Genomic DNA, 21,540 nt, shown 5'->3' with positions numbered 1-21,540 from the left:
GAGGTTTTCCAACTCATTCTTGGTTTTTAACCGGGGAGTTAAATAGCCTTTGCAGTTTGGAAAAAACTATATACACTCAGAAACCATCTTACTTTAATGACCTGGAGTATATTTTTAATAATTTTAGCCTTAAGTGGTATCGTTCTACCATTGACTATAACCAATGTAAATAATCAACAAATCTCCACATTATCTCCAAACTATTACTTAACTGTAGCTATAATTTTTCCACCTAATAATTTGCCCCTTTTACAACAGTACGTTCAAGAACATGTGGTATTAAATCAGAGCCAAGTTGAGAAGCTTTTCATTCCGTCTGAGGAAATATCAAAAACCTTATCTCAGTTAAGGCAATCAAACATATCTGCAGTAAGTTATATGAACGTAATATTAGCTAGCGGAACTGTTTCCCAATTAGAAAAAGTACTAAATGGAAAATTCTATGTTTATGAATTCAATGGAAAGAAATTCTATGAATTTTCGGGGTCGCCAGTTATTTCCAACGCTGTTGTAATAGGAACCAACGTTACTTCACTAATTCTAAATAAGCCCACAACGCTTTACAACACTACACAAGCAGTAGCATATAACGCCTTAGCGCCTAGTCAATTACTTAATGCCTATAACATTACTTGGTTACATATCCATAATATAACTGGAAAAGGCACTGCTATAGGAGTATTGGACTTTTACGGTGATCCGTACATTCAGCAACAATTAGAAGAATTTGATAAACAGTACAATATTTCTAATCCTCCATTCTTTAAAGTTGTTCCCATAGGGGCTTATAATCCTAATGATGGTATAACAACAGGTTGGGCAATGGAGATCTCATTAGATGTTGAGTATGCACATATTATAGCTCCCGATGCTGGAATTGTTTTATACGTTGCTAATCCAAATATTCCTCTTCCTGCCATTATAGCATATATAGTTCAACAAAATGAGGTAAATGTCGTATCACAAAGTTTTGGTATTCCAGAACTTTACGTAGATTTAGGGCTAATTCCTCTTTCATATGTCAACTCGTTAATGTACGAATATTGGCTGGGCGAAGTAGAGGGAATTACTTTCACGGCTGCGTCTGGTGATGGAGGTGGAAATGGTTATAATTACTTCTTAGCTCCTCAAGGTTCCGTAATATTTCCAGCTTCAATGCCTTACGTTTTAGCAGTAGGTGGTTCATCTGTTTACATCTCTGGAAATAAGAGTATTGAGACTGCGTGGAGCGGTGAAAGTGTTCTAGGGGCTTCTACTGGTGGATATAGTACACTGTTCCCAGCCCCCTGGTATCAAGGCGGTAGTGGTTTCAGATTAGTTCCTGATGTTGTAGCTGATGCCAATCCGTATACTGGCGCTTTTATCTTATATTACTATAACCAAACTTACCTAGTTGGAGGTACGTCGCTAGCTACGCCAATAGTTAGCGGAATTATTGACTTAATGACACAGGATTATGGTAGACTAGGATTTGTAAATCCTTATCTTTATGAGCTAAGAAATACAAGTGCATTAATACCTATAAGGTTTGGATATAATACGCCATATTATGTTAACTCCTCTGAGCTGAACCCTGTAACTGGTTTAGGGTCAATAAATGCTGGTTATTTATATCAATTATTACCTAAAGTAATGCACTCCCCTACTATCGCTGTTGCAGTTCATAATATTACATATTTAGATGGGGAAGTCGTTAAAATAGTTGCTAATATTACTGGAATAAGACCTTCAAGTGTAATTGGGATGGTTTATAATGGTAGTTCTATTGTTCAGCAGTTCTCATTGTCGTTTAATGGAACTTATTGGGTTGGTGAGTTTGTTGCAAGTGGAAGTGGTATACAAGAGGTAATAGTAAAAGCGGGTAATTTAGATGGTGCTACTTACGTTACTGTTGGTTATCAAGCTCAATTCATCTTTCCCCCAATTGCATTATTCCCAGAACCTGAATCCGTTCCTATAGTAGTTCAACTCATTTATCCTAATGGTTCTTTAGTGAAGAACCCTCCGAATCTTACTGCTATAATATATAAATATGATCAGATAGACAACAAGATGTCAATTGTTTCAAGCGTTCAACTGCAAAGAACTCCAGTGATAAACCTTTCCGTTTTAGGTATACAAGTAGAATTGGGTTATCTTACTGGGGTATATCAGTTACCAAGTACAACTATAAGTGGTGTCTACTTTATTAAAATACCGAATGTATTTGGTTTTGATGAATTCGTGAGCGGAATATATATTCTTGATGCAGTGTATCCCCCAATATTTACAAATCCAGTTGTAGTTTCTCCTGGTCAAAACGTTACCATACTTGCTGAAGCTTTAGCAATAGGATCTCCCAACGTTACGGTAAGTTTCTATAACGTATCCGGTGATGAAGTTTACTCCATACCCGTAAATGCAGTTACTTATCAAAATACACTAATATATATAACCCAAATTACCTTACCAAAATTGAAGCCGGGATATTATTATGTTGTAACTAAGGCAATTTACAACGCTTCTAACTTTACTGCAGAAGGCATAGGTGTGACTCAAATTTACATGTCCCCTTACTCACTTAATGTTAAGGTTAGAATAATACCTAATACTAGTATCGTATACCAAAATCAACGGATTTACGTAATAGCTAATATTACTTATCCTAACGGTACAGAAGTCAAGTATGGCTCATTTTCTGCGATTATTGTTCCTTCTTATCTTGCTAGCCAGTTTGATAACTTACAACTGCAATATAGCGTTCCTCTAACATACTTTAACGGCAGTTGGATTGGACAACTGCAAATCCCCAGCGGATCTTCTTCTAACTCTTTAGGGTATTCTACTTATGGGATATCTGGTTATTGGTATGTTTACGTGGAAGGGATATCAGCGGATGGGATTCCTACGAGTTTCCCTGCCACACTAAACGTTAATACCTTATCCATAAATCCAATATCACCTTCCGGTCAATTCGTTGTCTTGCCATATGTTTATGTACATGTATTCAATGGTACTATAGCCTTCAATGAGTTCATAGATAATGCTGTAATAGTTGGGCATAATGCCACGTTTGTTAATAGTATAATACGTAATCTAATAGTTGAAAATGGTTCGGTTACCTTAATCAATTCTAGGGCATTAAATGTAAGTTTAGTTAATTCTCAAATAATAAATATAAATAGCACTATAGGTAGTAACGTAAACTACATCACAACAATTGGTAATAATTTCGCCAAAGCAAGGTATCAAAGTTTAGGCAATAATTCAATTTTGGTTATAGGTGTTGTATTAGATATTATAACGATCTTCATTTTAATCCTAATAAGGGTAAGAAGAAAGAAATTCATTTAACTCCAGTTATCATTCCGGCCCATTGATTTTGATCATACATGAGATATTGAACATGAAGATAGATCTTTTTCCTCCCTGTCTTCGTCTTTAAGGTTATAGGATATATGAAATAGTAGACATCTCCTTCAGCCTCTATTTCAGCCTTTTCTGGAAATTCCACTGAGTATTTGTACTGGTTTGCAATATCCTCTATTTTTACCGTTAATCTAGCTATGATATCCTTTATTGATTCTCCATAAATTGGCTCAAAGCTCAGTGCTTTTAATTCTTTCTTGAACGCAGTGATACTTTCACTGTATCTTCTCTTTTTCTGTTGTTCTTTTCCTCTTGTTGTCACGTATTATCTTTATGCCGAAATAGTATATAAACCTAAAAGTAATTAAGTGTAGTAATAATAAGTTGGAAAAGTTCTCTTACTTTTCGTTGGTATTCACTGCTTACTTCTTGTTCTTTTATTGCCTTACTTCCTTCCTCTTCAACTATTTTTATTGTCTCTGAAATCGTATTACTTATGAGAGTATAATCAAAATGAAGTGTTTTTGACGCAGCTAAATAATATATATATGGTATAACATAGTCTACAAATTCATTTACTCTTTCAGATAACTGAAATGCCCTTACAGCGTTCTCTCTTTTGACGTTCTTAGCCCAAGGATATTTTACCTTTATTTCTTCCATTAATTTGCTATCATACGCAATATCATTAATTATTTCTGAATCACTAGCTTTCATCTCCTCTCTTCTTTTATTAGTTAAGTCATTTATGAATGGCGAAAAATCTACCTTAACAAAATCTAAACTCAACGCCGTGGGATAATCTGTAAAATTATTGGACAGAGAGTACTTTTTAATTTCTTCATATACGTACTCCACATTTTTCTCCAAAATATCATATTTGATTGGTCTATCAATTAATTTCGAAGACATCCCATAGATTGCTATTATATCTGACCATATTAGGGCTTCAAATGCTTGGTTTAATTGAATATTTCTTATTAATATAAGTTTTTTACTTAAATATTTTCTAGGCCATTCCCTAAGCTTATGAAGAATAGGAGGCTTTGAATAGTATAAACTTTCAAAGTAACCACCATTAAATAGTCTATAAACTTTTATCGCGGCCTCCCGATCAATTCCTAACTTCTCAGCAAATGTAATAAAATTCATAGAGTAGAATAAGAAAGTATAAGTAAAAAGAGTTACCTTTTATCAATATATCCTTTCTCGACCAAGAGTTCAGCTGCTAATATCCCTCCTCCAGCAGCCCCCCTTACAGTGTTGTGAATTACTGATACTAACCTAATAGTTCTCCTATTTATTTGGCTTAATCTTCCCACTACCACACTCATTCCAGGTGGATCCCCTGCCCACCTATCGAAATATACTTGAGGTCTCGCATCTTGATTAGTTAAAAGGATTGGTTTATCTGGGGCAGTTGGTAATTTTAATTTCTGCGGTTCTCCTCTGAACGAATCTAGGGTCTCTATGATGTTTTCTACACTAACATCTTCTTTAAAAGTGACGTAAATTACCTCATAGTGGCCATGAATTGTTGCTATTCTATGAGTTGTTGCACCTAATGACAGATCATTATCGTCATTCACCATCCTTTTCGTCTCACTTAAAATCCTACTAATCTCCTTAACCGTCTTATTATCGTAGTTGTCACCTAAAGGTAATACATTATCTACAACATCTAGCGAAGGTATTCCAGGGTAGCCAGCACCAGACAACGATTGAATAGTTGTTATCAAGCTACTATCTATTCTGAAGTTCATGTATATTGGTGCTAATGGAATTGCAGCTCCTTGGGCAGTACATAATGGTGTAGTAACTATAAATCCCCTCCAATCGCGCCTTTCCCTTTGCTTATCAATAAGTGATATCGTGTGGGGGTTTATTTCAGGTATCAACAATGGTACGTCAGGATCAAATCTATGGTCTGGAGAATTACTAATTACTGGGAACCCGTGCTTTGCGAATTCCTCTTCTACTGGGCCAGCAGCACCTTGCGGTAAGGGGGAAAATATAATATCCACATCATCCATTAATTTTGGGTCAGTTGGTTTTACTTCCATGTCAGCTATTTCCTTTGGAACTTGACCTACAGTTTGCCATCTTACAACTTCTTCATACGGTTTACCTACCGAACCTTTTCCGGCCAGATATCCCACTTTGATGTATGGATGACTCGCTAACATTCTAACGTATTCTATTCCAACTAACCCTGTTGACCCTAAAATTGCTGCTTTAAGTGTTCTCCTCATTTTTACTCATATAAAATATAGAGTTACTGGAATATAAGCTTATTTTAAAAGTATAAGTTATAGGATTTTGGAGCCAATTATATAATAAAATGAATGTGAATCTAAAGCAATTAAATATTTCGGTAGGGGCCATTCAAGTTTCCATTGCAAATTCACTATATTTCAAAAATTATGACGAATTTAATTGGGTAATAACGGTTTATAAAGGGAATACATGCTTAATCGTGTTAACACTTTTATATTTATATCACTCATAAATTACAATTCGCAATGTATCCTTGAATCGCCCTTCTTAAATCATTTTGAAGAACTTTAAAACAATTTCGAAGATCGATGCCACAGAATCTTCTCTCTTCTTTTTAGCTAACTCTGCGAACATTTCTGAAAAATAGTGTTCTATGAGCGGCATATCAGTAATCCTTAAAACCCCTACGGCCCTCTTATTGTAAAGGTTAGAGATTGTGTAAAAAGCACTGAGTTCCATGTCTATTGTAGAAACACCCACATTTTTCAAATAATTTAGAAATTCTATGGTCTCAGAATAGAAGAACATAACGGTCGCGTGAAGGCCAGAATGTACTTTAACCTTTGTCTTAGTAGCATAATCGTAAACCTCTTTCCAAATGTCTTCATCAGCTTTTGGTGTAGCTACCGATGGGTTTGCGTAAAAGGAACTCACGTTTTCAAACGGGATAAGATATTTAGGTATATTTATATCCCCCGTTATAATTTCCTCAGAAAGTGATCCAGCAAGCCCGGTAAATAATAGGTCTTTGATATTCTCTAAACTTATTAATAGTCTTAACCTATCTGTGAACTCTATCAACCCCCTACCAATAAAGGCTATTAATCCCTTATTCTTACCCTTCTCTAATAGTAAGTTTCCCCCAAAGGGTTTAAGCAGCATGTCTTTTGGTTCCAGTTTTCTAATCGAAATTCCGAGTTTCTTAAGGTTCTCTTCAAAGTCCTTTGGAAATAGCGTTATGAGAGGTAAAGGTGTAACAACTATCCTCTCTGGTACTTCCTCCTCTTCTTCTATCCCTATTTCTTCTCTTAAAGCCTTCTTTCTGAGCTCTTTATTTTCAAATATTTCACCATAAACCATTAACAAAATATAGGCTTTAAGTATTTAATAAAATTTACCATTATTTTTGAATTTTTATCGATTAAACTGAGGAGTTTAACAATAAGAAACGCTTCGTTATCTACTGATTACTATATCAATATATTTTTTATAAATTAGTTTCTTCTTCTTTCATGAACGTTTTACGTTTCTAAAAAATAATCCAGAAACGTTTTTGAGATCTGGTTGTCGGGGTTCAGATCTCCGCGGCGGCACTAATTCTTTATGAATAGATCACTTGAAGACGTAGAGAGCTTAATCCTAGTGCTGATTAAGAGCAGTCGCTGTTCAGCTATCACTTTCTCTTAAAATTATTTAGATATCATATTAAGTATTAACCATTGAATTTTGAATATAATATTATGATGTTATCTACTAGAACCTTTTAGATTGATCAAGAGTTAGAAAGGCGTTTAAGATAAGTATACTTAAAGAAATATGGTCGAAATATTTAAAGCCAATATTGTAGGATTACTAGATGTCGAAATAGTGTAGTCATTAAGCTATAAATTTGATAGAATAGTTAATTGCATATGATTTTTAGAGCTAGTATAACTTATTAGTTTATAAATCATAGTTTAGCAGGGCTTATACCCTCACCCCTTAAGACTTTTTACCCTCTCCGAAACGGTATCTATAAGTCTCAATCTTACTCTTCAAATTATCAACCAACATTTTAGTCTCAAAACTCACACTCTTTCCCTTCATAGCCTCTTCAGCCCTTGCCAAGTACTCCTTAGCCCTCAAGTAGAGATCCTTGTTGTTATAAGCTACAGCGTTTTGCAGATACATCATACCAAGCATGGCCAACTGTTTAATATATTCCTCGCCCTTTGTAAACTTAAGCCTAGCTTCAAAACTCTTAATGTACTTCTCGTCAATAGGTTGTCCACTATCCGGTAAGATTGTAATGGATACCCTCTTCATAAAGGGAGTAATAAGACCACGACTTTGGAGATATCGCTTAAAGTAAGTAGCCGAAACAATAGATACTAATATAGGAATAATCGTACTAAGAGTATTGGCCAGTGTTAAATTATGTAATATATAGTAAGGGATAGAAAACGATAGTACTACAGCAATTACTGTAGGCAAACATATAAATAGTAATGCTTAAACCGAGCCATTTAAAAAAGGATAATCTATCTCCTTCCATAACCTCTCCCTTAGTTAGCTTTGTTTATAATACTTAAAAATTCACTAACAACATAAACCAGCTTTCTGCACAGATATTCGCCACCTAGTCCACAAGCAGTTGCTACTCCTAATGAGATAATAAGTTGGAACAATTCATCACAAGAAGGCACACATATCACTACACAAACAACATAAATAATAGGATCCTCAATAAATATTAAGCAAGCTGATCCACAAGCTTCATCACATGCCACACTTTCAGCTACACCTTCAGCTAACATTCAGTACAATATTGAAACTAGTACTTGGTATATTTCACATTCTATCGGATTCGAATCTTTACCTTCTTCACTCTTTTGCTGTAAAGGGTAGGGTTGGTACAGCTTATCTGGTATTAGCACCTCCTTACTCTCTATCCTTTTAGTCTTGGTTCCACAACAGATATACCTTCCTTAATTAGAAGCCTATGTTTGTCCCCTCTTTCCTAAATACTTCACCTTAAAACTCCTCAAGTTACTCTCAGAACCATAATTTATTCTATAACTTATTCTCGTGTTCTCCAAAAGGATCACCCTCTATTAACTAGCTCCACTGAATTTTCTTTGATGGAGCGTTTTCATACTCTATTAACGTCACTCCTTGTCTAAAAATTCGCTTATCACCTTTCTTCTCTTCATAATGCAACAATTTAATACTCTTAGGCTTTAAACTCTGAGGTGTATTATAATTGAGAATTTTTAAAAAAGTTAACTATAATCAGACAATCACTAATTGCTTAATTTTTAATTTCAAACTAACTAGTAATTCTGAGAAGAGTATTAACATTTTATTCTTATGAAATTGGAATTTAATACAAGTGATTTCTTAACCCAACACAGAGATATTAGTGGCCTTGACAAGGACTCAAACTAAGAATACTCTAAGATAATAAAGAAGACTAAGCTGGATGCAAAGATCGTGATAATCAGCCACCTGAATAATAATTTAGGTTATTGAGGAATGGTAGTAGAAATTTTTTACGTAAGAAATTATAATTGAAAGCAGATAATAATAAAGAAATCTCCATATATCTAAAGAAAATTTGTGGTACTCTTACTAAGTTAAAGATCGTTAGCCTTAATAATTAATCTGACGTTTCTGTCGAAGCATATCGTCGTTCTTGAAAAAAGGTCTTCCCTACCTATAATTAGGCTGGGATATATACCCTCACCTAAGTTTACGAAGTCTAAAGGTGCTACTGGTATATGTATCGTGTAATTAAGTTCTTCGAAGCGAAATTTTATGCCATACCTTTCTTTTGGAGTAAGCAGATTGGAAATCATAACTTTATCAACTAAACAGCTTTTTAATGAGGATTTATCAAAGCACCTTAAGAAAGTATCATTTCTAATTATGGAAAACTTACTTCCAGAATCTGGAAGTGCATAAATTAAATAATCTTTACCCAGTTTTGGACACTCCATTTCCACCCTAAGTAAAGGTAAATACGTATCATTAACCTTAACAAATGGTACTTCTATCTCGTTAGGCATTGTTAACTCTCTACATACTTGATAGAAACTAAAATATCGTAAGTCCCTTTACTGTAACCCTTCTTCTCCATGATCCTATCAATCTCTTCTTCAGAATCAGCCTCAGCCACTATCCTCCTATTATAATCTATTGCGTAATATTTCCTCATAACCTTGATGGTAGTAGCCATGTTCTCACATTAAATACGAACTTGCAGAACTATAACTTTTTCTGCTATACTAAGCTCTAATGTTTCAAATTTTTGAACTAGAGATGCTTACGTGTCTGGTTGTTTAGTATTTAAAAGCTTAAATGTATTTTCACTTAGAGAAAGAGGAGAAAAATAAGTGTTAGGAAAAATAATAACAATATTAACTGTAAAAGTTAGTACAATATTGGTTATTTAATCTAAAAGCTCGAATATGACAAAAATCTGTATTTGGCGATATTTTCGAAAATCAAAAAGGAATAATATTTATGTTATAGATAAAATATTATGGTAAGAAGTTCAGAATTTATACGCTAAAAGGGAGGAGAATAAACAAATTAACTGAGGTGCTTAAGTATTTAACGTCTCATATTATGCATATTCTTCCATCATCTAAATTATATTATTAGAGTGAAAATTGACTCTTTAACGTAAAGATTTTAAATCAAACCTATTAATTTAACGAATTAGGCATCTGGTTGTCCGGGGTTCAAATCTCCGCGGTAGCACTAATTAAATTAGGTCATCCACCTTAACTTTTTCTCTAATTATAAAATTTTCAAGATAATAGATGATTATGCCATGAAATTATTTTTGTAAAATGAATTTAGGGTCTAGGGTAAAGGGTGAGGCTTTCAGTTGTAACCGTGTAGGTAAGCGGAAACAAGATTACTTTGAAGGGTTCCTATAGTTAGTTGAAGATTTTGAAACAAGAAAGGGAATTGCAACTGAGATCTTAGTCTTTTAAAGGAAGTCAGTTATCTAAGCTGGTGTAGCTATTATTGTCATTTCCGGATCCATTATGCTGAATTTCTTCCAGGAATATCCTGATAGTACTTCTACTGGCTGTAATCCAGCCTTTTTGAGTAGAGCTAAAATCTCATGAATACTATATAATCTTTGCTTGTAGGTTATCTCTCCTACCTCCTGGTCATTTATGTAATATTTTCTATATATCAATAACCTTGAAGTTTCTTGCTCAAAGTCCACTTTAGAGTAAACTAAATATGGCGGTATATAAGTGTAATATTCATTGGGTCTATTATATATTATATAGTCTCTATTATCTAGGTTAGTTACTAATATTTTCCTAGTACTATTTCTCAACGATTCTAAAATTTTTAGGTCATCTTCTTCAGAATAATACCCTAAACTATTATAGATATTTATCACAAGATCATATTTTTCGTCACCAAGTATTTCCTTTATTTTCCTCATATCTCCTACTATGAATTTTCCGTTTTGAATATTAGCTCTAGCCATCGATATCATTCTTTCTGAAATATCTATTCCAGTAACCTTATAACCCCTATTTGCGAGAAAATATGAAACTCTACCAATTCCACAAGGCACATCAAGAACCTTCTTTTCTAACTTGTACTTATTTACTACTTCATCTATCCAATTAGCCCACTTCTCTCCCTCGTCCCATACCTTTATCATCTCACGAACGTAAAAATCAGATTCAAAGATCTTAATCCATTCATCGCTCATAGGTTTTATAAAGTTAAAAGAGAGTTATTAATGTATGGTTTATCAATTAGCATTCATATTTCTTATATTATTAATTTCAATGCCCCTTTCTCCTCACCAATCCTTCTCTTATAACGTTCAAATAATTTATAATAATGCTTTATATTTATATACATACAATTATACTATATTATCGCTATCTCCTTTAACCTATAACTTTACAATCTATAATACTAATGGAAGCATAGTTTATAATAAGGTCTTCACAATCTCTAACTATTCCCTATTTCCTCCACAACTTCTCATAAACGGAAGCATAATTGAAAATTATACCTTAATTATGAACAAAACAGAAAATAATGTAAACGTCACCATATATAAGGGATTTTTAAATCTTCATGGAAGTGAAATAACATTAACTCTCACATATCATGACAATATACTTTATCAAGCTAATGGTACAAGTCAAAATGTACAATTATACATCTTTCGGACAAATTCTGAGAATGGATCACAGTCTTCAACAATATATAGTTACTTACCACTGATTGTACTTTTTATTGTAATAATCATTGCAGTACTCATCTTGATAAAAATAGGAAAGGTTTAGATTATTAGAGGTAAAATAATTGGTATTACGAGCGTTAGTATTACCCCTGTAATCATTGCGGATAGTGCATACTCTTTTCCCAGAACTTCTACATAAAGTGGAAGCGTGGTATCCATTGCTGTCGCACCTCCCACTGCAATTGCAGATCTAGGTTCAAATTTCAATTTGAGAAGAAAAGGTACTAAAACGTAAGTTAGTTGTTCCCTTAGGAAATTCACGAGAAAAGCTAAGGTACCTAAATATGGATCAGAGCTTACTGCTACCAGTGGTCCAACGTAACTATACCATCCACTAGCCAATGCAATAGCCAATGAAATTGTAAAGTTAGCTATATGTAACATATACATAACTAAGGCTAGTATGATATCTCCAAGAATTGTTATAAATAATGAGATTAAGGAATCTTTACTGCTACTTAGAATTACTTTACGGCTAATATCCTTTCCCATGATATAGCCCAATACTGAGGCTAAAGCATATAGCTCGTAATCTACCATGCTCACTATAGCAGTACCGTTAATATGAAACAATAATCCAAGTATCCATCCTATTACAAACGGTAGCATGTATTTTATTATCGTCTGCCTATTACTGTTGCCTATAATTATCTTTTCTCTATTAGCTTTCATTAGTGATTTCGTAGTATTGAAATGTCTTATGGCTACTCCAGAAAAGTACGTAATAATTATTGATAATATGCCTAGTATTAGTGAACTTATAAGTAAACCAAATATTTGGTTACTCGTAATCTCTTCCCCTGCCCAATATGAGATTGTTGATATTAGAAGTATAACTACGATGTCTACGATTTTCTCAACTCCTTTTACATATTTTATTTTACCTATAAGTAAAAAGATTAGATATAGTATTATGAAAAATATTGAACTACTGTTCAAAGTTTTCTCAGTTATCTTTTTGCTATTTCCTCCTCTAAATACTTTTCAACTATTTTATAATTCTTTGACACCGCATAAAAACATTTTGTTTTATCTCTATTAATGTTTACTAATCCGAATTTCTCTAAAATTTCTAAATGATATTTTACTGTAGAATAGTTCAATCCTAGTTTTTTAGACAATTCATAAGCTGTTTGGGGTTTATTTTTCAATTCATCTAATATCTTTTTCCTTGTATCCCATCCCTTGTTTTGGAAGATCTCGTCTAATCTTAGTAGCATATATTAAAAATTGAAGGGAGTGATAAAACCCTACGCCTTAGAACAAGTGTTCTAATCTCTTTTTACACCAGATAAAATGAATTTCGCTGTAAGTAAAACGAGAGGAATTACAAAAAGTTCTGATAGAGTGAGGGATAATATTAGATTTAGTATAAGCAATGCCTTTATTAAACTGTTCATATGTAAAATAACGTGATAGTGGTTAATAAATTTAAAATTTAAAACTAAGGTGCTTGGTAATACTTCTAATAAATAATAGAACCAATAATAGTATCATTGCTAGTGTACCAAATGCATAAAAATCATTATGAAGACCTAACAGGAATAATATTAATAACGGTATCGGTATAAAAATTCTTGCAAAAGGATATCCATCTATGAACGCGCCTGCTAAGGCTGCGGGAATAAGCGCTACTGGATAGAAAATGGCTACAATGAGCAGAATTATAATTATAAGTAAGAGTAAGAGATTTAGATTAAATCTTTGAGAAATCATACCCAATAATGAATATCGTTTATACAGTTATAAAAGTTATAGTTTATCAAGAATTGAATGAAACTCCCTTATATGATCCCTATAACTGCTAAAGAACCTAGCCCTAAGCAACTCATTCTCAGTGATCTCCACAACTCCCCTATCCTCATAAAATAGCTTTAGTTTAAGTTTTACATCACCTAATGGAGAAACTACTCTAGATCCTCCCCAAAAGTATTCCTCTTCTTGACTACCTACAACGTTTGTGAAAACAGTCCAAACAGTATTCATTAATGAGTGAGCCTTCAAAAGTGAATCCCAACTCTCCTCTATTGCCAAGTTTTCTCTTAGTTTTCGCATTGGTGATGCTGAGGGTATAAAAATTGCGTCAGCTCCCATAAGCGATAGTGCCTCTATTGGCTCTGGATGCCACGCATCTTCACAAATTACTACACCAAATTTTAAGTCTCTATACTCGAAAATTTTCAAATCTTTAAGTGGGTCTCCTCTTTGGAAGTATCTTCTCTCCTCAAATAATCCATATGTTGGAAGATAAAACTTATATATATAATCTAATTTCCCATTAATTATAACTGCCGCTGAGTTTCTTAATATTCCTTTCCTAACTTCCTTTATTGTTCCAAATACGGCACACTTGTTAACTTTCTCTGCTATTTTACGTGTAGCCTCCTCTGCATCCTTATATATCTCATATGTCAGATCTTTTATGATGTAACCAGTTAAGGAGAGTTCTGGAAAGATTACACAATCTGCAGTAGTGGTCTCTATGATCTCTAAATGTTTCTTATAGTTTCTATACACATCTCCGGGGTAAGATCTTATTTGAGCTAATTCCACTTTTATGCCCATCTTCTAGGAAACCTCCAATCCGAGTTTATGGCTCTTCCACTTAATCTAAATATCTCTGGGGGTAGTCTTTTGTGCTGAGAGATTTTAACTAGTCTATCAACTTTTTTAATAGTATCTATAGGAATTCCTAACATTTTCACTATTTCATCTTCACTTCTCATTTCGTCAAATCTTAAGTATAATATCGAATCTATTGTTTCGTAATCAATTCCTAATTCGCCTTCAGCGGTTTGTCCTTCCCATAAGGCTGGGGAGCTTGGTTTTGTGACTATCCTTTCCGGTAATTCCAAACATTTTCCTAACATTCTAACCTGTGTCTTGTACAAATCACCTATTGGTAAAACATCAACACCTCCATCCCCATACTTTGTGAAGTATCCCAATAATAGTTCGCTCTTATCTCCAGTTCCTACCACCAAGTAATCTAACATTTGCGCATATGCGTAAAGTATTATCATCCTAACTCTAGCTTTTATGTTGCCTATTATGTATTTGTTATCTGTTTCTATTTTATTTGAGAATAAGCTCACAATTTCGTCTATATTAATTAATTTGTACTTATTTTGTGCGTTGAGGAATTTTATCATTTCGAAGGAGTCTTCCAAATCTATCTTTGGCGTTGAAGAGGAAGGCATGAGAAGTATGAAGAAATTATCAGTAGCTTTAGCAAGAAGCGTTGCAGTTACTGCTGAGTCCACTCCTCCACTTACCCCTATTACTCCTCCTTTCTTATTGCTAAATTCAAGATACTCCCTTATCCTTTCCACAATATAGTTAGTAACAGCTTCACAATCTATTGTGAGCGATTTTCTGATATATTCATGCATTACCATTATGAGAATATTTGTTGAGCAAATATTTAACGTATAATACCATCTGAATTTAGAGAATTTAGAAAAGGCCATGGAAGAAGTTAATCTAGGCTACTTAATATGTAATTCAAAATCTCGTACTTTATCGAATCCCTATTTTCAACGGTAATTACGTAGGTTCTTCCTCCCATGGGTTTTTGTGTCCTATGTAACACTGCAATCAAAGGTTTTTGATTATTTAGAATAGTCTCAATTAATTTCTTTATTGTAGGTATTTTTAACTCCATTGGTCCAATTTCGTCTATCGCTAAAACATCTGCCTTATTAACGTTAGACAATGTAATCTCAGTTATTCTTTTAGCACTATCTTCTAAAACTGTATACTTCCCTATTTTTACTCTTCCAGGCGCGTTTTCTTTAGCCAACCAGTCTCCTTCATTGGTAGTTATATCTACTATTCTAAAACCTATTCTTCTTCCATTCTCTCTCACCTCTGGGCAATAAAATCCAGCAACTTTGTAATTATTCTCACTTAATTTATTAATTAAAAAGAGTAATATTGTAGTTTTCCCAACACCGGGGTTACCAGTTATAAATACCCTTAAAGCCTTCTTCGACTCTTCTGACATCAATTATATCAGCGACTCTACTGATTTATCTTTATTTATCACTTATTTTAGATATTCGTAATCCAGATAAAGTTATAGCTGGCTAATGCCTTACATTTAGATTTAAATGAATATATATGTCACTCTTAATCCTATCACATAGAACTTATGCGGGGGGACCTTTTAAGGTATGGAGAAGTTTTGAGCTAAATATCTCTCTATATGATGGGAGAACTGTTTTCGAATGACAACATTATTATAATGAGGTTTGGAGTAAAACTTACCTAAGAAATAGGGAGAATTAGCTGGTAGTGGATGAAGTATTGCTATTGAGCTTGGAAAAGGTTTTTCTACCATAATCCTAATAAAAGTATCTGTATTAACAAATTTAAGTAGGATGGGATAAGTGGGGCTATTAGAAGTATACTCAAATCCTGAAAAACCAGAGATTCTATGCTCTCTAATTGACGATAAGGGTAACAGAAAGGAGATAATGTTAATAAAACTACAAGATAATGGCGTCCATATATATAAGACTGAGGAACACTATATATTACCACCAATTCCTCAAATAGATTCTCTCATTAAGGATGTAATAGAGGAAGTAGCGGAGGAACTAAAGGTAGATTCAATAGTTTACAATTACGGAAATATTGACACCAATTCAGAGACTCTACGATTAAGTAAAGAATGGTTCGATATGGAAAGATTAGCCTTAGCTTCTTCAAAGCATGTAGCGCTATCTAGCGATGTTAATTCTAGAGTAATAGTGGGCGTTGTCAAATTTCCTAACAACGCTTACGCAGCCACTGTATTAAGGAGTGAGGATTCCTTTCCTATACTTCAAATATTTATTGACATGTCGTATAATCCTCCAATAATTAAGAAATACAACGAGTTAGGCCAAGTTGTTGAATCGAGGAGAGAAAAAATAGAGAACTTCGAAGACTACTTAAAGTCTTCGATAAACGAAGAGGAATATACTTTGATTTATAGGGAGTTTGTAGAATATAATCTATTACCAGCAGAAAATCCTATACAAAATGGTAAAACTATTTACGCAGGCTGTATCTTCAAATACCTTATAGGGTTTAACGTGGGAAAGAAGCCCAGCTCAGTCAAAAAACACAAATTAGCCAGCTTGCTTAGGGCAATAATGTACTTAGATAGAATTTCCAATAGTGTTGGGGTAGATATTATTGTTGGCAATCCATCTCCTATTTCTAACCTACCTTTATCCATAGATAAGTTGAAAAATAAGGTTGAAAGTAGAGTAACTAAGAAATATGGGTTAAGTTCTATTCACTATAGTGGAGTTAGCTCAGATGTAGTAAAGGATGTTAATGCTTCATCTAAGGATATATTAAGCATTATACCCATAGCTTTTATAATACTTGCTGATTCAAAGAAAAAATTTGAAGAGTATGTTGAAAGAATAATAAATGGTCCTACGGCAGATGGTTTAGATTTACTTGATGAATACGTTAGACAGAATTTATCCAACAACTTTATAGCTTATTTGGCAAATTTGGAAGAAGTATTAATATTGTATAATGACATTATTCAAGACTTAGAGGATAATGAGCCAAAATAGTTTAGCATACTTTTACATTTCCTCAATAAAGCTTTCAAATAGATGGTGGAGTAGTAGTAGAGAAGAGAGAAGGGATATAATAAATGAGATAGAATCTGTGGAATCACAGTTTAGGAATAATCTAATTTCACTAAAAAGATATATCTCTCTTAGGAATGATAGTGATATTATTTATTGGGTAACTTCCTCCGATACGTCAAAATTATTAGAATTTAAATATACTTTACTTTCTAAAATAAGGGATTTAGGTTATGAATCATTATCCTTATTTTCCATATATAGGTCGTCGCCATATACAAGAGGCAATTTTGACATTAAGAAGGTTCTCTCATTAGAGCCTTTAAGGTATTTTGTAGCATATCCAATGAAAAAGGACGTAGAATGGTATCTTCTACCTTTTGAAGAAAGGGAAAAAATCATGAAAGAGCATATTGAAACTGCTAGGACTCATCCAAAGAACAAGGGAATTAGGTCATATACCACTTACTCCTTTGGGGTAGGCGATTACGAGTTCGTTGTAGTTTATGAGATTCCTGAGCTAGAGAATTGGGTTGAAGTGGTAGAGGCTCTCAGAGAAGTCAAGGCAAGAAAATGGATAACAAAAGAAGAACCAATAATAGTTGGAGAACTGAAAGGCTTAGATCTATTTTTAATTTAAAATGTTAATATTTCATATCCTTTGTTAGCCATTTTTACTATAACATCAGCACCCCTACTTATCTCATCTACATATACTAGACTATCTTTATTCACATTATAATTTTTCATGGCCATTTCACATGTGAAAACTTTGACAGAATTTTTCTTAAGGGAATCAGCGTTCTTTTTAACTATCTCTGACAATCTATTTTTACTGTAGAGTGCTGTTATAGCTGGGCCTAAAAATACAATTTTTCACATCCTCTGCACCCATCATCTTTAATCCATTTGCCACGTTAACTGCAGTATTTACGTTCAATTCATCTTGCGATTTAATAACGATTAGGAACTTCGCCATAACATTTTATAGTATTAAATAATTTTAAATTTTTCTATGTTTTTCTTTTTTATTTTAAGAGTTCCTTTAACGCAAACACTCCTATTATCGTTTTTGCGTCTTCTATTTTCCTTTCCCTTATCATTTTTATTGCCTCATCTATATTTACCCTAATGGGTTCTATGATTTCATATGGTTCCGGTTTAGCTCCAACGTATATGAGATCTTCAGCTAAATATAACCTCATATACTCAGTAGTTATGCCAGGCGAAGCGTAGAAACCTATTATTTCTTTTATTTTCCCAGCTTCATATCCTATTTCCTCGATTAATTCTCTTTTAGCAGTATTTAATGGCTCTTCTCCTTCCTCAATCGTCCCTGCTGGCAACTCGTATATCCATTTACCTATTACAGGCCTAAATTGTCTTATCATTATTATTTCATTGTTTATTCTAGGTATTATTACGACAGAACCCCTATGCTTCACGAACTCTAATTCCCTTTCATATCCGTTAGGCAATTTCACCTTATCTATAAATACTTCAAATTTTTTACCACCAAAAATTTTCATAAATTAATTTTTAGTTTTTCTCTTAAGAATTTTTCTCCTTTCCTCAGAAGTTGTTCCCAATCTAATTTAAACAAGAGAATTCCTAATAAAACGAATACAAGAATGGAAATTAGGGAAAGTTCAAATGCGTTTATACCAAGTACTGAGGCTAGTAAAGATATTCCAGCTAGTTCTACGCTTATCTCAATTGCACTTTTTATAATCTTACTTATTATTGAAACCACTACCATCTTAAAGACGGAAAGCTTAGCTATTCCCCCTGCGAGAAATATATAGTCGTCTAATGGTAGAATTGGTAGTATGGATAATATTAATAACGCAATATAAAATCCGTAACTCTTACTGATTTTCTCTATAAAGAGGATATTCTTATTGTTTTTTAGAGGTTTTCTTATGGCTATTCCCAATGCGTACATTACTAACTTAGATAATGACGCTCCGAGCCCGCTTAATACTATGGCCAAGATTAGGGATAGAGGAGATACTCCACTCTTTATTAATATTGACGTAGTTATTAGGGTGTAAGGAGCTCCAAAGAACGGTGTTGCATTTGTTATGAACGAGATGACGAATATTACTATTAGTTCTTGGGTTGTTAACACTATTTTATAGCATAGCGTTATTACTTTTAAACATTATGCAAGGAAGTTTATAGATATGAAGGTTTGGCTGCAAACCGATAAGGTTTCTGGTAAGATTGTAGCGATCAGAGTAGATGGTAAGATGGCGTATAGCTATAATCCAGAGTATATACCCTATGGAGTTAAAAATATAGCAATAGAGATAAACGATTTTACCCCTATAAAGGGTGATCATATTATAGAATTAATAACTGAAAAAGGTGATTATATTAAAGCTAAGTTTAGTATCTGACTCAGTTTGATTTTACAAAAATTAGGAATACTTCTGTTATTATCTGCTTTTTTAAAACCTTAAAATCTAGGTGATTTATTAAAGTGGATTTTTATAATATGCTCTAAAGCAAGTTACCAAACCCAAATCGAAGACGGGAACTTCATTGATAAAGGAATCCAGTTATATAGTTTAAAAAGTAAGGGATTTTTCTGGCTTCCTCCCACCCTAAACGGTAGACCCAAAATCATTTTACAAAAATAATTCCGGTAAGGTACTATTAATTTTATAGAAAATAAATGGAATTTATAACTATATTAGGAGTTCAACAAATTGAAGAAAAGCTTAAGGTGAGGAAGACGGTATTATCACGAGGTGAACCAAGGTGATAACACCTTGTCTTCCCCACCAAAATAACATTCAACAAATAGGATATAAATTACTTTCCATGTTAGACTTCCAAGGAAAAAAGGCAGAGAACGTAGAAAAAACGCTAGTCTCCGCGTGTTTATGGAACGACTCCATAGAAAACAAGTCAAGCGCATACAACGTATCACCACAAACCGTGAGGAATTACGCGGAGGAGCAAGGTGTGGAAGTAGTTGAGAAACTCTTGGAACAAGTGAGGAAAATATCCTTGGAGACGCTAAAGGGAGAAAAGGAAATAGACATTTCAATAGACTGGACCACCAAAACTTGGTACGGGAAACCGGTGGAAGGACTCGGAAGCTCGGAAAAGGGAAACTCGTGGAACTACGCAACAGCAACGACTAAACATGATGGGAAAGTACTCCTACTGGCTTTCGTCACACATGTGAACGGGATGACCAAGGATGATATCGTGAAGATCCTCGTGGAGCAAGTTGTTGCAATGGGATTCAAGATAAGGTTAATAGCTCTTGATGCGGGTTTCTACACAGTTGATGTGCTTAACTTCATTTCGCAGTTCAATTATATAATCGGAGTTCCCGTTGGGGACGTGAAAGTCTATGAGGAGTTTGATGGAGAGTACATGACAAATAGTAAGAGGCATAGGAGGGATGAACAGGTTAAGTTCAGGCTGATCGTGTATCGCAGGGAGAAAATCAAGAGGAAGAAGAAGGTTGTTTACTTCGCTAGGGCGACTAATCTTGACCTACCGAAGAAGGAGGTGTTGAGGTTGTACAATAAGGTAAGGAGTCCCATAGAGACCTCTTACAGGAACATCAAGGCTTTCCTTCCCTTCACCAGTTCCACTAAGTTCGTCTTCCGCACGTTGATCTTCGTGCTGGCCATGGTTTTCTACTCCTTGTACACCATATTTAAGGGTGTGGTGAGGAGGGAAGAGTTCAGATTATTGCTTATCCTTTTGTTTCCTGGTGATTTATTCAATCTGGAAAATTTTCTATTTAAACTAATAAATATGCTTATTAATGTAATAGATTTATTTTTAGGGAGGTGATTTTGGGTCTACCGTAAAGTGCTAGGTTTTCAGCTGTAACTAAATTTATAATTTTGTAATAATGAGGGTTCAATACAGATGTGCATCTTCTGCAATATTGTTGAAGGAAGAGACCATGGGTATATCGTGTATAGTGACGATAGGGTAGTGGCGTTTCTGGATAAATTTCCAATTACGCCAGGACATACTTTGGTAGTACCTAGAACACATTATGAGAATTTTTTAGAGATTTCTGAAGACGTTATACCATATTTATGTACAGCTGTAAGAAAGATTTCAATTGCAGTAAAGAAAGCTTTAAACGCTGATGGTATAAGAATATTAACTAATATTGGAAAGAGCGCGGGACAAGTGGTATTTCACTCTCATTTTCATATAGTTCCAACGTGGTCCCAAGATCCAGATATAATGAAAGATTTCGTACCAAGAAGAGAACAGACGAGGGAGTATTACGAGTACGTACAAAAAACAATAATAGAGACTTTAAAGAATATATAAATG

27 protein-coding genes and 1 pseudogene are annotated in these 21,540 nt (G+C 33.9%); 7 read left to right on the top strand and 21 right to left on the bottom strand.

What is annotated here, in order from left to right; genetic code table 11:
• Positions 1 to 96 precede the first annotated feature (96 nt).
• Positions 97 to 3,333: a S53 family peptidase gene (locus J5U23_RS05075; RefSeq protein ID WP_218267158.1), complete on the top strand. Its 3,237-nt coding sequence runs from the start codon at positions 97 to 99 to the stop codon at positions 3,331 to 3,333.
• On the opposite strand, the gene J5U23_RS05070 is transcribed toward J5U23_RS05075, so the two are convergent.
• From J5U23_RS05070 to J5U23_RS05025, 9 genes and pseudogenes are all read right to left on the bottom strand, one after another.
• Complete coding sequence (locus J5U23_RS05070; protein WP_218259734.1) at positions 3,326 to 3,670, bottom strand: hypothetical protein; 345 nt, start codon at positions 3,668 to 3,670, stop codon at positions 3,326 to 3,328. The two genes, J5U23_RS05075 and J5U23_RS05070, sit on opposite strands and share 8 nt — an antisense overlap.
• Positions 3,671 to 3,702: 32 nt before the next feature.
• Positions 3,703 to 4,500, bottom strand: a complete 798-nt coding sequence (locus tag J5U23_RS05065; protein ID WP_218267157.1) for a hypothetical protein — start codon at positions 4,498 to 4,500, stop codon at positions 3,703 to 3,705.
• A 32-nt stretch (positions 4,501 to 4,532) separates the two neighbouring features.
• The gene (gene asd / locus J5U23_RS05060; protein ID WP_218267156.1) at positions 4,533 to 5,600 is read right to left on the bottom strand and encodes an aspartate-semialdehyde dehydrogenase; all 1,068 of its coding nucleotides are present in this window, start codon (positions 5,598 to 5,600) and stop codon (positions 4,533 to 4,535) included.
• Positions 5,601 to 5,892: 292 nt separating this feature from the next.
• Complete coding sequence (locus J5U23_RS05055; protein ID WP_218267155.1) at positions 5,893 to 6,705, bottom strand: phosphorylase family protein; 813 nt, start codon at positions 6,703 to 6,705, stop codon at positions 5,893 to 5,895.
• A gap of 621 nt (positions 6,706 to 7,326) precedes the next feature.
• Positions 7,327 to 7,879, bottom strand: a pseudogene (locus J5U23_RS05050) (hypothetical protein).
• Between the two features lie 10 nt (positions 7,880 to 7,889).
• Complete coding sequence (locus tag J5U23_RS05045; protein ID WP_218267154.1) at positions 7,890 to 8,141, bottom strand: hypothetical protein; 252 nt, start codon at positions 8,139 to 8,141, stop codon at positions 7,890 to 7,892.
• 819 nt (positions 8,142 to 8,960) lie between these two features.
• Positions 8,961 to 9,392, bottom strand: a complete 432-nt coding sequence (locus J5U23_RS05035) for a conjugal transfer protein (RefSeq protein WP_218267153.1) — start codon at positions 9,390 to 9,392, stop codon at positions 8,961 to 8,963.
• 2 nt (positions 9,393 to 9,394) lie between these two features.
• Positions 9,395 to 9,562: a hypothetical protein gene (locus J5U23_RS05030; RefSeq protein ID WP_218267152.1), complete on the bottom strand. Its 168-nt coding sequence runs from the start codon at positions 9,560 to 9,562 to the stop codon at positions 9,395 to 9,397.
• Positions 9,563 to 10,342: 780 nt separating this feature from the next.
• Positions 10,343 to 11,074, bottom strand: coding sequence for a class I SAM-dependent methyltransferase (locus tag J5U23_RS05025; RefSeq protein ID WP_218267151.1), 732 nt, complete (start codon positions 11,072 to 11,074; stop codon positions 10,343 to 10,345).
• Between the two features lie 34 nt (positions 11,075 to 11,108).
• Between J5U23_RS05025 and J5U23_RS05020 the strand changes: the two genes are divergently transcribed.
• Positions 11,109 to 11,663, top strand: coding sequence for a hypothetical protein (locus J5U23_RS05020; RefSeq protein ID WP_218267150.1), 555 nt, complete (start codon positions 11,109 to 11,111; stop codon positions 11,661 to 11,663).
• On the opposite strand, the gene J5U23_RS05015 is transcribed toward J5U23_RS05020, so the two are convergent.
• The 8 genes from J5U23_RS05015 to J5U23_RS04990 all read right to left on the bottom strand — a co-directional run bounded on the left by J5U23_RS05015 (position 11,660) and on the right by J5U23_RS04990 (position 15,962).
• Positions 11,660 to 12,559 carry a lysine exporter LysO family protein gene (locus J5U23_RS05015; RefSeq protein WP_218267149.1) on the bottom strand — a complete coding sequence of 300 codons (900 nt, stop codon included), beginning with the start codon at positions 12,557 to 12,559 and terminating at the stop codon, positions 11,660 to 11,662. The two genes, J5U23_RS05020 and J5U23_RS05015, sit on opposite strands and share 4 nt — an antisense overlap.
• An 11-nt stretch (positions 12,560 to 12,570) precedes the next feature.
• Entirely contained in the window at positions 12,571 to 12,840 is a 270-nt protein-coding gene (locus J5U23_RS05010; RefSeq protein WP_218259716.1) for an ArsR/SmtB family transcription factor, read from the bottom strand.
• 51 nt (positions 12,841 to 12,891) lie between these two features.
• Positions 12,892 to 13,020 (bottom strand): hypothetical protein, encoded by a 129-nt coding sequence (locus tag J5U23_RS15980; protein ID WP_258164970.1) that lies wholly within the window; start codon positions 13,018 to 13,020, stop codon positions 12,892 to 12,894.
• Positions 13,021 to 13,051: 31 nt separating this feature from the next.
• A complete protein-coding gene (locus J5U23_RS15685; RefSeq protein WP_012712688.1) occupies positions 13,052 to 13,342 on the bottom strand; it encodes a hypothetical protein in 291 nt (96 codons plus the stop codon).
• Between the two features lie 30 nt (positions 13,343 to 13,372).
• Entirely contained in the window at positions 13,373 to 14,185 is an 813-nt protein-coding gene (locus J5U23_RS05005) for a nitrilase-related carbon-nitrogen hydrolase (RefSeq protein ID WP_218267148.1), read from the bottom strand.
• The gene (locus J5U23_RS05000) at positions 14,176 to 15,090 is read right to left on the bottom strand and encodes an NAD+ synthase (protein ID WP_218267147.1); all 915 of its coding nucleotides are present in this window, start codon (positions 15,088 to 15,090) and stop codon (positions 14,176 to 14,178) included. The genes J5U23_RS05005 and J5U23_RS05000 overlap by 10 nt, the downstream gene beginning before the upstream one ends.
• A gap of 8 nt (positions 15,091 to 15,098) precedes the next feature.
• On the bottom strand, positions 15,099 to 15,626 hold the full coding sequence (locus J5U23_RS04995; protein WP_218267146.1) for an NTPase: 528 nt from the start codon (positions 15,624 to 15,626) through the stop codon (positions 15,099 to 15,101).
• A 162-nt stretch (positions 15,627 to 15,788) separates the two neighbouring features.
• Entirely contained in the window at positions 15,789 to 15,962 is a 174-nt protein-coding gene (locus tag J5U23_RS04990) for a hypothetical protein (protein WP_218267145.1), read from the bottom strand.
• A 49-nt stretch (positions 15,963 to 16,011) separates the two neighbouring features.
• On the opposite strand from J5U23_RS04990, the gene J5U23_RS04985 reads away from it, so the two are divergent.
• Positions 16,012 to 17,199 carry a hypothetical protein gene (locus J5U23_RS04985; RefSeq protein WP_218259711.1) on the top strand — a complete coding sequence of 396 codons (1,188 nt, stop codon included), beginning with the start codon at positions 16,012 to 16,014 and terminating at the stop codon, positions 17,197 to 17,199.
• Positions 17,186 to 17,857, top strand: a complete 672-nt coding sequence (locus tag J5U23_RS04980) for a chlorite dismutase family protein (RefSeq protein ID WP_218259710.1) — start codon at positions 17,186 to 17,188, stop codon at positions 17,855 to 17,857. Before J5U23_RS04985 ends, J5U23_RS04980 begins: the two co-directional genes overlap by 14 nt.
• On the opposite strand, the gene J5U23_RS15680 is transcribed toward J5U23_RS04980, so the two are convergent.
• Genes J5U23_RS15680 through J5U23_RS04965 form a run of 4 tightly spaced genes read right to left on the bottom strand, consistent with a single transcriptional unit; the run spans position 17,854 to position 19,348 of the window.
• The gene (locus J5U23_RS15680) at positions 17,854 to 18,042 is read right to left on the bottom strand and encodes a DsrE family protein (protein WP_244988825.1); all 189 of its coding nucleotides are present in this window, start codon (positions 18,040 to 18,042) and stop codon (positions 17,854 to 17,856) included. The two genes, J5U23_RS04980 and J5U23_RS15680, sit on opposite strands and share 4 nt — an antisense overlap.
• Before the next feature lie 7 nt (positions 18,043 to 18,049).
• Positions 18,050 to 18,196, bottom strand: a complete 147-nt coding sequence (locus J5U23_RS15675) for a hypothetical protein (protein ID WP_240781326.1) — start codon at positions 18,194 to 18,196, stop codon at positions 18,050 to 18,052.
• A 49-nt stretch (positions 18,197 to 18,245) separates the two neighbouring features.
• Complete coding sequence (locus tag J5U23_RS04970; RefSeq protein WP_218259709.1) at positions 18,246 to 18,746, bottom strand: NUDIX hydrolase; 501 nt, start codon at positions 18,744 to 18,746, stop codon at positions 18,246 to 18,248.
• The gene (locus tag J5U23_RS04965) at positions 18,743 to 19,348 is read right to left on the bottom strand and encodes a hypothetical protein (RefSeq protein ID WP_218267144.1); all 606 of its coding nucleotides are present in this window, start codon (positions 19,346 to 19,348) and stop codon (positions 18,743 to 18,745) included. Before J5U23_RS04965 ends, J5U23_RS04970 begins: the two co-directional genes overlap by 4 nt.
• A 55-nt stretch (positions 19,349 to 19,403) precedes the next feature.
• Between J5U23_RS04965 and J5U23_RS04960 the strand changes: the two genes are divergently transcribed.
• The 3 genes from J5U23_RS04960 to J5U23_RS04950 all read left to right on the top strand — a co-directional run bounded on the left by J5U23_RS04960 (position 19,404) and on the right by J5U23_RS04950 (position 21,537).
• Complete coding sequence (locus J5U23_RS04960; protein ID WP_218259707.1) at positions 19,404 to 19,619, top strand: hypothetical protein; 216 nt, start codon at positions 19,404 to 19,406, stop codon at positions 19,617 to 19,619.
• A gap of 364 nt (positions 19,620 to 19,983) precedes the next feature.
• Complete coding sequence (locus J5U23_RS04955) at positions 19,984 to 21,039, top strand: ISH3 family transposase (protein ID WP_218267143.1); 1,056 nt, start codon at positions 19,984 to 19,986, stop codon at positions 21,037 to 21,039.
• A gap of 78 nt (positions 21,040 to 21,117) precedes the next feature.
• The gene (locus J5U23_RS04950) at positions 21,118 to 21,537 is read left to right on the top strand and encodes an HIT family protein (RefSeq protein ID WP_218259706.1); all 420 of its coding nucleotides are present in this window, start codon (positions 21,118 to 21,120) and stop codon (positions 21,535 to 21,537) included.
• The last annotated feature ends 3 nt before the right edge of the window (positions 21,538 to 21,540 follow it).

It is taken from the genome of Saccharolobus shibatae B12 (assembly GCF_019175345.1).
In the GTDB taxonomy this organism is placed as follows: domain Archaea; phylum Thermoproteota; class Thermoprotei_A; order Sulfolobales; family Sulfolobaceae; genus Saccharolobus; species Saccharolobus shibatae.
Note: the sequence above shows the minus strand (reverse complement) of the source record. Positions and strands in the feature narration are given on the sequence as shown.